The sequence below is a fragment of the Corallococcus sp. EGB genome (assembly GCF_019968905.1).
Classification (GTDB): Bacteria; Myxococcota; Myxococcia; order Myxococcales; family Myxococcaceae; genus Corallococcus.
On the sequence record NZ_CP079946.1, the window covers coordinates 9,165,914 to 9,181,107 of the forward strand.

General features: G+C 70.8%; 12 protein-coding genes and 1 pseudogene. 9 read left to right on the forward strand and 4 right to left on the reverse strand.

The features are described from left to right. The first annotated feature begins 100 nt into the window (after positions 1–100). The gene (locus tag KYK13_RS37545) at positions 101–1,624 is read left to right on the forward strand and encodes a VWA domain-containing protein (RefSeq protein ID WP_223640001.1); all 1,524 of its coding nucleotides are present in this window, start codon (positions 101–103) and stop codon (positions 1,622–1,624) included. A gap of 30 nt (positions 1,625–1,654) precedes the next feature. Continuing rightward, entirely contained in the window at positions 1,655–2,761 is a 1,107-nt protein-coding gene (locus KYK13_RS37550; RefSeq protein WP_223640004.1) for a hypothetical protein, read from the forward strand. A gap of 43 nt (positions 2,762–2,804) precedes the next feature. Here the strand turns inward: KYK13_RS37550 and KYK13_RS37555 are convergent, their stop codons facing one another. Continuing rightward, on the reverse strand, positions 2,805–3,143 hold the full coding sequence (locus tag KYK13_RS37555; RefSeq protein ID WP_223640007.1) for a hypothetical protein: 339 nt from the start codon (positions 3,141–3,143) through the stop codon (positions 2,805–2,807). A gap of 358 nt (positions 3,144–3,501) precedes the next feature. On the opposite strand from KYK13_RS37555, the gene KYK13_RS37560 reads away from it, so the two are divergent. Then, on the forward strand, positions 3,502–4,254 hold the full coding sequence (locus KYK13_RS37560) for a sterol desaturase family protein (RefSeq protein ID WP_223646946.1): 753 nt from the start codon (positions 3,502–3,504) through the stop codon (positions 4,252–4,254). A 66-nt stretch (positions 4,255–4,320) separates the two neighbouring features. On the opposite strand, the gene KYK13_RS37565 is transcribed toward KYK13_RS37560, so the two are convergent. Then, positions 4,321–5,259 (reverse strand): dimethylarginine dimethylaminohydrolase family protein, encoded by a 939-nt coding sequence (locus tag KYK13_RS37565; protein WP_223640010.1) that lies wholly within the window; start codon positions 5,257–5,259, stop codon positions 4,321–4,323. Between the two features lie 61 nt (positions 5,260–5,320). Between KYK13_RS37565 and KYK13_RS37570 the strand changes: the two genes are divergently transcribed. The 3 genes from KYK13_RS37570 to KYK13_RS37580 all read left to right on the forward strand — a co-directional run bounded on the left by KYK13_RS37570 (position 5,321) and on the right by KYK13_RS37580 (position 9,805). After that, entirely contained in the window at positions 5,321–6,238 is a 918-nt protein-coding gene (locus tag KYK13_RS37570; protein ID WP_223640013.1) for an iron-containing redox enzyme family protein, read from the forward strand. A gap of 163 nt (positions 6,239–6,401) precedes the next feature. Continuing rightward, complete coding sequence (locus KYK13_RS37575) at positions 6,402–6,863, forward strand: fibril protein (RefSeq protein WP_223640016.1); 462 nt, start codon at positions 6,402–6,404, stop codon at positions 6,861–6,863. Between the two features lie 245 nt (positions 6,864–7,108). Further along, complete coding sequence (locus KYK13_RS37580; RefSeq protein WP_223640020.1) at positions 7,109–9,805, forward strand: AsmA family protein; 2,697 nt, start codon at positions 7,109–7,111, stop codon at positions 9,803–9,805. Between the two features lie 177 nt (positions 9,806–9,982). On the opposite strand, the gene KYK13_RS37585 is transcribed toward KYK13_RS37580, so the two are convergent. Then, positions 9,983–10,762, reverse strand: a complete 780-nt coding sequence (locus KYK13_RS37585) for a hypothetical protein (protein ID WP_223640023.1) — start codon at positions 10,760–10,762, stop codon at positions 9,983–9,985. Positions 10,763–10,938: 176 nt separating this feature from the next. Between KYK13_RS37585 and KYK13_RS37590 the strand changes: the two genes are divergently transcribed. The 3 genes and pseudogenes from KYK13_RS37590 (at position 10,939) to KYK13_RS37600 (ending at position 13,412) form a co-directional block, all read left to right on the forward strand. Beyond that, positions 10,939–12,591, forward strand: coding sequence for a formate--tetrahydrofolate ligase (locus KYK13_RS37590; protein WP_223640026.1), 1,653 nt, complete (start codon positions 10,939–10,941; stop codon positions 12,589–12,591). Positions 12,592–12,840: 249 nt separating this feature from the next. Then, a pseudogene (locus KYK13_RS37595) lies at positions 12,841–13,110 on the forward strand (type II toxin-antitoxin system RelE/ParE family toxin); the annotation flags it as partial. After that, positions 13,107–13,412 carry a helix-turn-helix domain-containing protein gene (locus KYK13_RS37600; protein ID WP_223640029.1) on the forward strand — a complete coding sequence of 102 codons (306 nt, stop codon included), beginning with the start codon at positions 13,107–13,109 and terminating at the stop codon, positions 13,410–13,412. The pseudogene KYK13_RS37595 and the gene KYK13_RS37600, both read left to right, overlap by 4 nt. 67 nt (positions 13,413–13,479) lie before the next feature. Here KYK13_RS37600 and KYK13_RS37605 read toward each other — a convergent pair whose 3' ends face one another. Next, the gene (locus KYK13_RS37605; RefSeq protein WP_223640032.1) at positions 13,480–15,072 is read right to left on the reverse strand and encodes a methyl-accepting chemotaxis protein; all 1,593 of its coding nucleotides are present in this window, start codon (positions 15,070–15,072) and stop codon (positions 13,480–13,482) included. Positions 15,073–15,194: the final 122 nt, after the last annotated feature.

Consider the following 15,194-nt stretch of genomic DNA (forward strand, 5'->3'; position numbering starts at 1 on the left):
TCATCGGGAGGAGGGTCCTCCCACTGACCGATGCGGCCGGGAGGGCGGTCTGCGAGCGTGGGCCCGTCCGCTCGAACCCTTAGGGGGAGGTCCGTCGCGCATGAACCGCACCAAGCTGTTGCTGACCCTTGCCGGCCTGCTGTTCGTGGGCGCGCTCGCGCTCGACGCGCGCTCCTACTTCGGCAGGGCGCCGTCGCGCCCGCCCATCACCGAAGAGCGGCTGCCCAACGGGCACCTGCGCCGGGGCACGTCCATCCCACAGGAGGCCGTGCCCACCAGCGCCGTGGACCAGACGCACACCGTGGTGCAGCCGGGGGAGCTGCCCGTCGAGATGGTGCTGCCGGTCATCCTGGGGCAGTCCGCCTCCGGCAAGGCCGGCGCGGTGGAGCTCACCGGCAAGCTGTCCGGCGCGTACGTGAAGGCGGGCCCGGGTGAGGCCTTCGCCGTGTTCGAGCTGTCCGCGCGCGCGCCGGAGAAGCATCAGCGCGTGCCGGTGAACCTGGCGCTGGTGGTGGACCGCTCCGGCTCCATGGATGGCGCCAAGCTGGTGGACGCGAAGCGCGCCGCCCAGGAGCTGGTGAAGCAGCTTCAGCCGGGGGACCGGCTGGCGCTGGTGCACTACGGCTCCGACGTGAAGGTGGTGCCCAGCGTGGAGATCAACGAGCGCACGCGCCGCGAGCTCCTGAGCACCATCGAGGCCATCCAGGTGAACGGCGGCACGCACATGAGCGGCGGGCTGATGGCGGGCGCGGACGCGGTGCGTGCGTACTCGAAGCAGTACCGGGTGACGCGCGCCATCCTGCTGAGCGACGGCGAGCCCACCGAGGGCACGACGTCCCGCGACGGCCTCTTCTCCCTGGTGGGCAAGCTGCGCGAGGGGGGCATCACCGTGAGCGCGCTGGGCGTGGGCGATGGCTTCAACGACACGCTGATGCGCGGCATGGCCGAGCGCGGCGGCGGCTTCTCCGGCTTCGTCAGCGACTCCTCGCAGCTGGCCGCCATCTTCACCCGCGAGTTGGAGCAGGCCGCCAGCACCGTCGCGCGCGACGTGAGCCTGACGCTGACCCTCCCGCCCGGCGTGAGCGGCCTGGAGGTGATGGGCCTGCCGTCCGCGCGCGACGGCAACACCGTGCGCATCCCCCTCTACGACCTGACGGGCGGCCAGTCCGCGCGCGTGGTGGTGAAGCTCACGCTGGACGCGCCCGCGAACACGGCGTCCATGGGCGTGCTGGACGCCGCGGTGTCGTACGTGGACGTGGCGGCGGACCTGCCGTCGCGGGTGGCCCTGGCCCTGAGCGCGAAGGTGACGGACGACGCCCAGGTGGTGCACGCGAACCTGGACCGCGACGTGCGCGTCCACGCCATCCGCGCGCTGGGCACCCAACAGTTGCGCGCGGCCGCGGAACAGATGCAGAGCGGCAACCGCGAGAGCGCGCTCAACCTCCTGAGCAACGCGCGTAAGCTGTTCGGCGCTTCGGCCGCCGCGCTCTCGGGCGAGCTTGCGGAGGTGGACCAGACCCAGGCAGCCTATGACAATGCCCTGAGCGACTCCGACGTCCGCCGCGAGGCGCTCAACCTGAAGAAGAAGACGATGAAGAACTTCGGGCAGAACAACAGCTACTAGTCACTCCCTTCGTCCGGGACACGGTGTGCCATGCCGCTCTCCATCCAATTCTTCCGGCGGGAGGACTTCGAGTCGCGCTGCCTGTCCGCGCTCGTGGGCGCCGGGGCCATGGCGATGGTGGCCGGCGTGGCGCGGCAGGTGCTGCGCGTGTCGGTGGAGCCGGGCTACTTCGCGCTGATGGCGGCGGCCGTCACCGCGGTGAAGCCCAAGGCGTCGGAGAACGTCCTGGTGCGCGCGGCGATGGTGCTGCTGCCCGGCCTGCCCTACCTGCTGGGGCTGACGGCGTCCTGGCGGGACGCGGTGGCGGGCGCCATCGCCGCGGGGTTCCTGGCGTGGCGGGGCAACGGGCGCGACAGCGTGGGCACGCCATCCCAGGTCGCGCTGAGCGCCGGGGCCGCCGCCGTCACCACCGCGCTGGGGCTGTACGTGGCGCAGGTGCTCCACGCGCGCTTCCTGCCAACGCGGGGCTACCTCCCGCTGCTGGTGGACTACGCCGTGGTGGCGCTGTTCTGGAGCATCAGCACGCTGCCGGCGAACCTGGCCATGGACCTGGACGCGGTGACGGCCCGGGGCATGCGCCTGGAGGCCACGCTGTCCGGTGAGGTGCGCGACCTGGTGACCCGGGCGCTCACCCTCTACCGCCAGTGCCAGGAGGAGGCACGCAAGGTGGCCCGGGGCCCGGGCCTGGAGAAGCTCCAGAAGGTGCTCGGAAAGCTGGCCCGGGACGCCTTCACCCTGGCCGAGTCCCACACCGAAATGGAGGCCCAGCTGTCCGCCGCGTCCCAGGGCAGCGTGGATTCCCAGGTGCAGGAGCTGAAGAAGCGCGCCCAGGACGCGCACGACGGCGTGGCCCGGCGCCAGCTGGAGCGCGCCGCCGCGTCGCTGGGCGAGGAGCTCAACCACCTGGACGCGCTGTCGCGCAAGCAGGAGCGCCTCTTCGCGCAGCTGCACGCACAGGTGGCCCTGTTGGAGCGGGCCCGCGTGTGCTTCATCGGCGCCCGGCCCATGTCCCCGCTGGCCGGCGACAGCGACCGCATCCAGGCGCTGGCGGACAAGCTCTCCGCCCTGGACCTGGAGTCCTCTGGAGGCGAAGGCCCGGCACCCCAGTCCGTGCGGGCCCCGGCGGTCCGCTCGTAGGGACCGGCCGGGCCTGTGGGGCCTGGCGGCGTGTGCCCCTTCCCTACTTCGTCGACGTGCGCGTGGAGGCGCGGGTGCGCTTGCGCGCCGGGGCGGCCTTCTTCACGGCGACGCGGGGCGTGTGCAGCTGGTTGGCGATGCGCTCCTCGATCTCCTCGCGCGTGCGGCGGCTGACCTCCAGCGCGGCGTTGATGCGCTCGCGGACGACGTCCGCCTGCGCCTCCGCCGCGGCGCGGTACTCCGCGATGTCCCGGCGCAGCTCCAGGCGGCCCTCGCGGGCGTTCGCCGTGCCGGCCGCCTTCCGGGTGGCCGTCTTCCGCCGCGGCGGACGCTCCCCCGCCTGGGTCCCGCTGCCCTGCTGTCCCTGTTCCTTGCGCGCCATCTGTCTGCCCCCTCGTGCGAACGCTCTCGCGTCCGTGGGCGGAAAGGTGGGGTGTGGGCATCCAGCACGGAAGTCCGGCCCCGGGTCGGAAGGGGAGCGGCCAGCCAGACAATGTGCGGGGGCGTCAACAGAGGGGCTTCTCAATGCTTCCAGGAAGACGCTAAGAGGGCCTTCACCGTTCTTGAGCCAGGAGCCCTCCGGGCTGATAGCTCAGGAACCGCCGCATCACCCCAGGGCCGGGATGCGAGCAAGCCTTCGTGCCCTGCGTACCCGGCGGCCTGGGATATGCGCCGAAGCGAACAGTGAGGAAATCTCCGTGGCGGTCTCTTTCCTGAACCGGAAACACAACCTGGACCGGATGTCGCTGCGCGACCTGGTCTACTCGTTCTTCACCTACTACGCCGTCGTCGCCTACATCCTCATCGGCATCACCTGCATCGTGCTGTCGGTGAAGTGGTTCGAGGCGCCCGTTCGCATGGGCGCGGCGGTGCTGCTGGCCACGGTGGCGTACCCGTTCGGGTGGTACCTCATCCACCGGTACATCCTGCACGGGCGCTTCCTCTACAAGTCCGCGGCGACGGCGGTGACGTGGAAGCGCATCCACTTCGACCACCACCAGGACCCGCACGACCTGCGCGTGCTCTTCGGCGCGCTGCACACCACGCTGCCCACCATCGCGCTGGTGCTCACGCCCATCGGCTACCTCATCGGCGGCAAGGCGGGCGCGGCGGCGGCGCTGGGCTGGGGCATGGTGACCACGTGCTTCTACGAGTTCTGCCACTGCATCCAGCACCTCAACTACGCGCCCCAGCAGAAGTGGCTGAAGGACATCAAGCGCCTGCACATGTCCCACCACTTCCACAACGAGCAGGGCAACTACGGCATCACGAACTACTTCTGGGACCGCGTGTTCGGCACGCTCTACGAGAAGGCGTCCGACAAGCCCAAGAGCGCCACCGTCTTCAACCTGGGCTACACGGCGGAAGAGGCGAAGAAGTACCCCTGGGTGGACAAGCTCTCCGGCGGCACCCGCGGTGACGGTCACCCGCGCCGCTTCTGGGGCGCTGAAGGGCTGAGCGCGCCGGAGACCTCCGGCGAACAGCAGTCCTGAGCGTCCTCCCCCGCTTCACCCCGGACCTCCCCGCGCGCTTCGTCGCCCGGGGAGGTCTTCGTTTTTCTATGCGGACAGCGACCGGGCCTCGTCCTGTGCCTGTTCCTCGCGGAAGCGCCGGGAGGACATGGGAGGCAGGGTGTGCACGCGCGCCACGAGGCACGCCGCGCTGCCGCCGGCCAGGTGGAACTGCTCCAACCGCACGCTGACGGGCCGGCGCCCCAGGCCGCGCAGCACCGCCTCCACGCGGGGCACGCGCGCGCCGATGATGACGGTGTCGCCCACCTCCACCAGGTTGAGCCCGAACGCGAGCGCGTCCTCGCGCGCGATGGGAATCACCTGCTGGATGCCCTCCGTGCGCGTCAGCACGCGCAGCGACTCCGGCGTGAAGGCCTCCGGACACACCAGCGCGGTGCCGTCCGACAGCACGGTGAGCGCGGTGTCCAGGTGGTAGAGGTACGGGTCGCACAGCTCCAGCGGCGTGACGGGCGCGGAGAGGAAGGCCTCCAACACCCCCGCCGCGCGCTGCGTGGAGCGCATGCCCCAGCCCAGGAGCGCGCCCCGCCCCGAGGGCAGCATGGCCACGTCGCCCCCTTCGATGTGCACGCGCGGAGGCTCGATGACGTCGAAGCCGCGCGCCGCCAGCCACCGGGCCCGCGCGAGCTGCTCACTGCGCCGCTGGCCGTGGCGCATGGTCGCGAGCAGCGCGCGCAGCTCCCCTTCCTGGGCGACGAGCACCGCGTTGTCCTTGGCGAACACGGAGTCGAACGCGCCATGGACGAAGGGCAGCTCGAAGAAGCTCGCGCCCGCGTCACGCAGCGTTCGCAGGAACTCGCGGTGCTGCGTGCACGCGCGCCGCCACGCGACGGCGCCGGGCTTCATATGCGGGTTGATGTTCCAGGCGACCTGATACGCGCAGTCGCGGGAGCGGACGTGGTCCTTCTCGCAGCGCACCTGACTGACAGCGAAGGTGGCGGGAGCGTTGTGGCCGGTGTGCAAGGTCATCCCCATACATGAGACCGGAAGGCACTCCCGCCTTCCGGAACGTGTAGAGAGGGTGCGCACCATGAGCGGGCCTGGCGAGGTGGCTGGGGTAACAGGGAGGGAGGACGCACGCCTGTCCGAGCGGCTTCACCGGAGCCTCTTGCGCTTCAACCGCGCGCGACTGGCTCCCGGGTTTCCCACCGAGGGCTGGCGAGCAGCCGTGCAGGAGGAGACGCAGTTGCGCCTGCTCGAGGGCGAGTACGTGGAGGCGGAGCGCCAGCGGGTGGCCGCCTGGGCCGCCGAGGCGCCGGAGGACACGGACGGGTTCATCGCGTGGTTCGAGGACCTGAAGGAGTCCGGTCCCGGACAGCATGATCCGCTGTTTCCGTGGCTGGCGACGCAGGCCACGCGTGAGCAGATGGACTGGTTCCTCACGCAGGAGGTCGCGGGCGAAGCGGGCTTCGATGACCTGGTGGCGCTGACGCAGTTGCAGCTGCCCACGCAGGCGAAGCTGGAGCTGGCGCGCAACTACTGGGACGAGATGGGCCGCGGGCGCGAGGACGCGATGCACGGGCCGATGCTCGCGGAGATGACGCGGAAGCTGGGGCTGAAGCCCACGGACGAGGACACCGTGTGGGAAGCGCACGCGCTGGCGAACCTGCTCTGCGCGTTCGCGTTCAACCGCCGCTACGCGTACCACGCGGTGGGCGCGCTGGGCATCGTGGAGGAGACGGCGCCGGGCCGCACCGCGTGCGTCAACGAGGGCCTGAAGCGCCTGGGCTTCGACATGCGCGTGCGGCGCTACTACGCGCTGCACTCCACGCTGGACGTGAAGCACTCCGAGACGTGGAACAAGGAAGTGCTTCATCCGCTGGTGGCGGCGAACCCCGCGTGCGCGCGGCCCCTGGCGGAGGGCGCGCTGCTGCGGCTGACGGCGGGCGCGCGCTGCTTCGAGCGCTACCGCCATGAGCTGGGCCTGGACCTGAAGACGCTCAGCTGAAGAGCGCGGAGCCTGGCTGTCCTTCCCCTCGGGACCTTGCGCGTGTGCGCTGGCCCCGAGGGTGCGTTTCCGGGAGGACGGTCCGCGGGGAGGACGGGATGCGCCAGGGCCCGGGCGGACGTCAGCTTGGGGGGTTTTCCCCAGGCCGAGCCGGAGGTCCCCGATGTCCCTGTTGCGAATCATCCCCGCGGCGGTGCTGCTCCTGACGGCGTGCGCTTCTCCGGGCACGTCCTTCGAGGAGGTGATGCGCCAGAACAATCCCCTGAAGCCGACGCGGCCGGATCCGCTCACCTACGGCACGCGGCCGGAGAACCCGGTGCGCGTGGGCTGGGGGGACAAGGGCGTGATGGCGTACTTCAAGCTCCTGCGCGGGCCGCAAGGCCAGCCGGTGGCGTGGCGCCGCATGGGGGACTGCTGCGAGTTCACCCAGGTGGACGAACACGGCCAGGGGAAGGGCCGGCTGTCCATCTTCGAGGTGACCTACGAAGGGCTGGACACGCCGGTGGTGCTCTACCTGGACGCGTTCACGGGCGGGAGCGTGTACGCGCCCTGGGGCTTCGTGCTGGAGGGCCAGGGCGACGCGCCGCCCGCGTCCGGGACCGAGCCGGAAATCATCGACCTCTGAGGAGCTGGGGCGCCACGGCCCCGCTCGAATCCCGTGATTCATTGAAAGCGGGCGGACTTTTGCATCCCCGAGGATGTGGCCCCCTTCCGAGTGGAGCGGGTCGTGCGTAGATGCAGGGTCGACGGGAGTATGCCGTTCCCCCGGCGGTTGACCGTCGCGCTGACAACCTCCCCGTGAGCATGGGAGGTGCGGCTCCCTTGGCGCTGCGCTAAGCGTTCGACCGCTCTCCCGACGGAGGAGGAACCGTGGCGGCTGTGAAGAAGAGGCGTTGGCCGTATGTGCTGGGAGGCATCCTCGTCCTCCTGATTGTCATTGTGGCGGTGGTGCTGTCGCGCCTGGACGCCATCCTGTTGAAGACGGCGCGGGACCAGGCCGCGACGTACTCGCAGAAGCTGGGGCGCCCCATCGAGATTGGCGACGTCTCCACGAAGCTCTTTCCCTACGTGGGCGCTCGCATCCAGAACGTCAGCGTGGGCGCGGCCGAGGGCGAGGGCCTGCCGCTCGCGGAGCTGAAGGACGTGACGGTGAGCGTGCAGGCGATGCCGCTGCTCACGTCGAAGGGCAAGGACATCCGCGTGAAGAACGCGGAGGTGACCGGGCTCACCGTGAACGTCATCCGCCTGGCGGACGGCACCACCAACGTGCAGCGCCTCCAGGAGAAGCTGGCCGCGCAGCAGCCGAAGGAGGAGCCGCCGGAGGAGGAGAAGCAGCCCATGGACCTGTCGGGCGTGCACGTGGAGCGCGCGGCGCTCACCGACGGCGTCATCCGCTTCGTGGACCGCGCGGGCGGCGCGCAGGCGCGCGAGCTGGCGGTGAAGGACCTGGACATCGAGGTGAAGGACCTGCGCGTGGGCCAGCCGCTGAAGGTGGACCTGGCGGCGGCGGTGCTCGCGGAGAAGCAGAACCTGAAGATGACGCTCGCGGCGGCGCCGCTGCCGGCGACGCTCATCCCCACGCCGGAGCAGGTGACGCTGAAGGCGGAGCACATCGACCTGTCGCCGCTGGGGCCGTTCCTGCCCCCGGACGTGGGCCTGCAGGCGGGCACGCTGGACGCGGACTGGAAGGCGGACCTGGGCGGCGCGGTGCCCGGCGGCAAGGGCCCCACGAAGCTGGTGGGCGTCATCAAGGCGCTGGGGATGAAGTTCGCGGGCTCCGAGGGCGGCAAGGCGCTGGACGTGGTGCTCGACACGGACGTGACGGGCGACATGGCCACGGGTGACCTGGCGCTGGACAAGCTGAACCTGGACCTGGGCCCCGCGGCCATCACGGGCAAGGGCAAGGTGAAGGGGCTGCTCACGGACAAGCCCGCGGTGGAGGGCTTCGAGCTGACGGGGCGCAACCTGGACCCCGCCGTGCTCGCCGAGTACTACCCGCCGCTGCGCAAGCAGCTCAACGGGATGATCGCCGGCCCCATTGGGCTGGACGTGCGCGGCAGCGGCACGCAGGACGCGCAGGCCCTCAACATCGCGGTGGACCTGACGCCGGTGCGGCTGCGGGTGCCGGATCAGCTGACGAAGGATGCTGGCGGCGTGATGAAGCTGAACGCGAAGGTGACGGGCGCGGCGGCGAGCGGCGGCGCGCTGCGCTTCGACGCGAAGGCGGACCTGAACGGCGTGGACATGCGGCCGGGCCTGCTGGTGAACAAGGCGCCGGGGCAGCGGCTGGAGGTCGCGGCGGCGGGCACCTACGCGCCGGCGAAGACGGGCAGCGGGATGACGGTGAACGTCTCCAGCATGAGCCTGGGCGCGCTGGACGACACGGTGACGGGCACCGCCTCGGTGACGCTCGCGGGCACGGGCAAGAAGGCCACGACGACGTTCAAGGCGGACGTGAAGGCCGCGAAGCTGGATGCGGAGAAGTTGTTGATGAGCGAGGAGCAGGTGCTGGCGCGCACGGGCGGCAAGCCCCCGCCGGAGCCGCCGCCGGAGCCGCCCAACCGCTTCAACGGCTACCGGGGTGACATCCAGTTCAACATCGGGTCGCTGCGCTACACGGCGATGGACCTCACCAACGTGACGGGCGTGGTGAAGATGGTGGACGACCTCATCACGGTGGAGAAGTTCTCGACGGGCATCTACGGCGGCAAGGTGGTGGCGGACGGAACCACCATCCGCCTGGGGCCCGCGCCGGAGGCCCGGCCCTTCACGGCGAAGGTGCAGGTGCAGAACCTGGAGATGGCGCAGGCGCTGGCGCAGCGCACGCCCAAGCAGGTGCTGACGGGCAAGTTCAACGGCAACGTGGACGTGCAGGGCGTGGGCTACACGCCGGACAAGTTGAAGCAGACGCTGCTGGGCGGCATCAACGGCAACCTGCTGGGGGGCACGTTCCTGGGCAAGGACCTGGTGTCGTCCGTGACGGAGCCGTTGTCCAAGGCGCTGCCCTTCGCGTCGAAGGCGCTCAAGAGCGGCGAGGTGACGTCGCTGGGCGGGGACCTGCCCTTCAGCGTGACCATCAAGAACGGCGTGGCGCAGCTGAGCAAGCCCATCACCTGGACGCGGCCGGAGGCGGCGATGAGCTTCGACGGCGGCATCGGGCTGGACGGCACGCTGAACCTGACGGGCGGCGTGTCGCTGACGCCCTCGACCATCAAGACGCTGACGATGGGAAAGGTGACGCCGACGGAGTCCATCCCGGTGGGGCTGAAGATCGCGGGCAAGGCGTGGAGCCCGGACGTGACGGGCGTGGACGTGAAGCCGGCGGCGACGACCATCCTGAAGCTGGCCGGGGCGTCCGTGGCGGGCAACCTGCTCGGTGAGAAGGGCAAGGCCGTGCAGGACATCATCACGGGCGGTCAGGACAAGGCCAAGGCCGAAGCGGAGGCGCGCGCCAACGAGCAGAAACAGAAGCTGGAGGACCAGGCCCGCGCCGAGCAGGAGAAGGCCAGGCAGCGCGCCGAGGAGGAAGCGAAGAAGCGGCTCAAGGGTCTCTTCGGCGGGAAGTAGCCGCTGGGAGAACCGGGCATCACGCGCGCCGCGAGGTTCCTCCGGGAGCTTCGCGGCGTGGCTGTTTCAAGGGCTGACGTAGGCTCACGGCCCCTGCCCATCTGGCTCACTCGCATCCAGGCAGAGGGCTTCCGCCCACTCCGCGACGCCGTGCTCCGGCCCCGGCGGCTGAAGCGGCTACTGCCCCCCGGCGGCGCGCGTGTCCCAGCCACCGCCGATGGGGCCGCCCCGGGGGCCGCCTGCGCCTCGCGGGCCCATGTCGTCGCGGCGCATCTCCTGATACTGCGTCATCTGCTCCGCGCTGAGCACCTTCTGCATCTCCGCGTCCGTCTGCGTACGCAGGTCGCGCATCTGCTGGCGCATGTCACGCCCCGGCCGGCCTCCCGCCATCGACGCCGCCAGCTCCTGGCGCTTGGCGTCCTCGGCCTGCATCAGCTTCGTCAGCGTCTGCTCCTGCGTGTAGTTGAGCCGCGCGTTGGTGACGAAGGCCTTGAGGCGCTGGGCGCGCTCGGACTCCGCCTGCACGCGCATCTGGTCCACCTGCTGCTGCCACTGCTGGCGCTGCTCGGTGCGCTGCTCCTCCTGCACCGTGCGCATCAGGTCCTTCAGTGACTGCTTCGCGCTGTCGTTGCTCAGCGCCTCGCCCACCATCACGCCGCGCAGCTCCTCGCGCAGCTTCGCGACCTCCGCCTCCAGGCCCGCGGGCGGAGGACCGCCCGTGCCCGCCGAGGCCGTGCCGCCGCCCTGCTCGAAGGCCATCATCCGCCGGGAGAGCAGCTGCACCGTCTCCTCCAGCGCCTTCACGCGGTTCTGGAGCGCCCGGACGTCCGCCGTCGAGTCCTGCACGCGGGGCGCTTCCTGGGGAGCAGGGGCCTCCGCCTTGCCAGGCCCCCACAGGGCCACCCCGAGCGCCAGCGATGACAAACCCACCGATGCGATGCCGAGAATGCGGTTCATGATGCTCTCCCTGACGGAACTCCCGGCCGCCTATTCGATCGCGCTCCCGGGACCCGCCTCGCGCGCGCATCCTCCCACCCGGCCGCCTCCCGGGGAACCGTCCCGCCCCGCGCGCCTGCCTGCCCCCGTGTCACAAGCGTTGACCTGCTCCTGCGCGACACGGAGAGTCCCCGGCCATGACGCTCCGTCCCATCACTGAAGTCGGCGCCGAGCTGGGCCTCGCGCCGGAAGACGTCCTCCCCTGGGGCCGCGACCGCGCCAAGGTGTCCCTGGACGCCCTGGGCCGCCGTTCGCGCCAGGGCCGCATGGTGCTGGTGTCGGCCATCAACCCCACGCCCCCCGGCGAGGGCAAGACGACCATGTCCGTGGCGCTGGCCATGGGCCTGCGCAAGCGGGGCCGCAAGGCGGTGGCGGCGCTGCGCGAGCCGTCCCTGGGGCCCGTCTTCGGCGTGAAGGGCGGCGGCACCGGCGGCGGGCAGGCGAGCCTTGAGCCCGCGGCGGACATCAACCTGCACTTCACCGGCGACCTGCACGCCATCACCAGCGCGCACAACCTGCTGGCCGCGCTGGTGGACAACGCCGTGTACTACGGCCACCCGGTGGCGCTGGAGGGCACGCGCGTGCGCTGGCGGCGCGCGCTGGACATGAACGACCGGTTCCTGCGCAACGTCATCGTGGGGCTGGGCGGCAAGGCGCACGGCGTGCCGCGCGAGACGTCCTTCGACATCACGGCCGCCAGCGAGGTGATGGCCATCCTGGCGCTGGCGGAGAACCTGAAGGACCTGGAGGCGCGGCTGGGGCGCATCGTGGTGGGGCAGGCGCCGGATGGCTCACCGGTGCGCGCGAACGACGTGAACGCGGCGGCGTCCATGGTGGCGCTGCTCAAGGACGCGCTGATGCCGAACCTGGCCCAGACACGCGAGGGCGGACCGGCGCTCGTCCACGCGGGGCCGTTCGGCAACATCGCGCACGGGTGCTCGTCGGTGGTGGGCACGCGGATGGCGCTCGCTTACGCGGACGAGGTGGTGACGGAGGCGGGCTTCGGCTTCGACCTGGGCGCGGAGAAGTTCCTGGACATCAAGTGCCGGAGCGCGGGCGTGTGGCCCCGGGGCGTGATGCTGGTGGTGACGCTGCGGGCGCTCAAGCACCACGGCGGCGCGGCGGCGGCGAAGGTGGCGGATCCGGACCGCGAGGCGCTCTTGAAGGGCTTCAACCACCTGGAGAAGCACCTGGAGTCGGTGGCGGCGTTCGGCCTGCCGGCGGTGCTGTGCGTGAACCGCTTCCCGCAGGACACGGAGGCCGAGCTGGACGAGCTGCGCGCGTTCGCGAAGGCGCGGGGCGTGGGCATCGCTGTGTGCGACGGCTTCAGCAAGGGCGGAGAGGGCTCGCTGGAGCTGGCGGACACGGTGCTCGCCATGCTGGACGCGACGGACGCGGCGCCGCCGAAGCCGCGCTTCCTCTACGAGTTGGAGCAGACGCCGGAGGAGAAGATCCGCGCCATCGCGCGCACGGTGTACGGCGCGGACGACGTGGCCTTCACACCTGGGGCGCGCAAGGACCTGGAGACGGCGCGGGCGCTGGGAGGCGCGGGGCTGCCGGTGTGCATGGCGAAGACGCACCTGTCCCTGTCGGACGACCCGACGAAGACGGGCCGGCCCCGGGGCTTCACGTTGACGGTGCGAGAGGTGCGCCTGTCCGCGGGAGCAGGCTTCCTGGTGGCGCTGACCGGAGAGCTGCTCACCATGCCGGGCCTGCCACGCGAACCCGCTGCCCGCCGCGTCACCGTCCACCCGGACGGCAGCATCACGGGCCTGATGCAGGGCGAGTGACGTCAGAGCCAGGGCCTAGCGTCTCCCGCCGTTCACTCGACGGGAGTCCACCCCCCTGCCCCACCGGAAGCGCACCCGATCATCTCCCCATCATCTTGACGAAATATCATCCAAGAATGATATTTCATCCTCACAGGTTGAAGTCGTTGGAACTGACGAGTTCAGGGACTGGTTCCTCGCGCCCGACGATGACACTGCACGGTCCGTGGACCATGGGGTGGAGCTTCTGGCCGCGAAGGGGGCGCACTTGGGTACCCGTACTGCAGCCAGCTCAAGGGCACGCCCCAGCCGCTCCGGGAGCTCCGCATTCAATCCGGTGGGCGTCCCATCCGGGTCTTCTACGCCTTCGCCCCCACCCGCGACGCGGTCCTGCTCCTGGGAGGAGACAAGACCGGAGACGCGCGCTTCTACGAGCGGATGATCCCCCAGGCCGAGAAGATCTGGCTGCGCTACCTCTGGGAAAGCGCCGCCGGACTCCACGACACTTCGAAGAACGACCGCGAGGAGACGGAGTCATGAAGGTCCACAGCTGGAAGGGGATGCGCCGGGAGAAGTTCACGCCTGCGCAGCTCAAGGAACAGGACGAGCGCGTCCGGAAGGACCTCCTGGAGATGAGCCTGCGAGAGGTGCGCGAGTTCGCGGGGCTGACGCAGACGCAGCTCTCGGAACGGATGGGCATCTCCCAGGGTCAGCTCTCCCAGACCGAAGCCCGGGAGGACCACCGGCTCTCCACCCTCCGGCGCGCGGTCGAGGCCATGGGAGGAGAAATCGAAGTGGCCGCGGTCTTCGGCAACAAGCGAATCATCCTCAAGGGCGTCTGATGCACGACGGGCCGCCCCGGTGACTCCGGAGCGGCCCGTGGGCCCTGCTGGACGCCTACGCGGATGGCTAGACGCGGAAGGCGGTGGACAGCTCCTGGAGCTTGCCCAGGGACGCGTTGATCTGCCCCACCGCCTGTTCGGCATTGCTGGTGGCCGCCACCACGTCGCTCATCATCTCCGACAGCTGCGTCACCACCTCCGTCATCTGCGTGATGCCCGCATTCTGCTGCGTCACGGAGGCGACGATCTGCCGCGCCGCCTGGCTGCTCTCCTGCACCACCTGGGTGATGTCCTTCAGCGTCGTCGCCGAGGCGAGCACCTGCTCGATGCCCTCCTCCATCTTCTGGCTGTCCCCCTCCGCGATGCCCACCGTCTCGCGGATGGCCTGGTTGATCTCCAGGAGGATCTTCCCGATGCGCTGCGTGCTCTGCAGCGACTGGCTGCTCAGCGCCCGCATCTCCTTGGCCACCACCGCGAAGCCCCGGCCCTCCTCGCCCGCCCGCGCCGCCTCGATGGCCGCGTTCAACGCGAGCACGTTGGACTGGTCCGCCAGGTCCTTCACGCTGCCGATGATTTCACCCGCGTGCACCGCCTGCTCGGACAGCACGCCAATGCTCCCCACCAGCGCGCCCACCCGCGCGCGGATCTGCTGCAACCCTTCCGCGCTGCGCTCGATGGACAGCTGCCCGGAGGAGCTGAACGCGTCCGCCTGCGCCGCCACCTTCAACACCATCTCCGCGCGGCTGGCCGCCATGCCGGACGTCTGCGCGATCTCCGCGATGGTGGAGCTGGCCTCCGTCAGGCTGCGCGACTGGCTGGTCAGGAAGTTGAGCTGCTCGTGGCTCGCCGCGTTCAGCCGCGCCGCCGCCGCCGTCAACTCCGTCACCACCGAGTGCAGCGTCCCCGGCACCGACCCCAGCCGCGTCATCAGCGTCTGGATGCTGCGCGCCAGCTCACCCACCTCGTCCTGCGCGCTCGTGTCGATGCTCAGCGACAGGTCGCCTTCCCGCGCGATGCGCGTCGCCGTCGCCGTCAGCCGCGCCAGGGGCGTCGTCACCTCGCGCAGCAGCCACACCGTGGCCACCCCGAGCGCCGCGATGCAGCCCACCGCCAGCACCAGCACCCACGTCAGCGTCGTGCCGTGCAGCGAGGACACCTCCATGAAGGCCTCGCGCTGCGACGCCTCCTGCTGCGCCGTCACGGACTCCAGGCCGTCATGCACGGCGCGGTACGTCGGCTCCAGCTTCGCGAGCGCGCTCTCCGCGGCCGCGTCATCGCGCGCCGCCAGCGCCACCACCTTCGACGCCTCCTGCCAGTAGCGAGCGAAGGCCCCCTGCAGCGCCTCCACCTTCGGGCCGTCCACGTCCGGCAGCGCACGCAGCGTCTCGAACTCCTTCTGGAGCGCCGCCACCTCCGCGTCCACCGTCTGCTGCTTCACCGCGCGCAGCGCCACCGCGTCGCCCACGTCCTGGTGCAACGCGGCGAACCCCGCGCGCGCGGTCTGCGCCTGACTCACCGACGGCGCCAGGCTGGAGCCGATGCGCTCCGAGGCGTTCCGCGTGCGCGCCCCCAGCACCACCGTCACCGCCACGATGGCCACCAGGAACACCGCCGCCACCGTCGGCAGCACCATCATCTTCTGCTTGAGCCTCAAGGCCATCGCACACCCCCTCGCGCGCCCACGTCACCCATCCCGATGAAGCGCGGTCGTGCTCCCGCGCCGGGCCTGCTGCGCCAGCTCATTGTCGCTCATCCTTCCGCGGCCCCCACGAGCACTCCCGG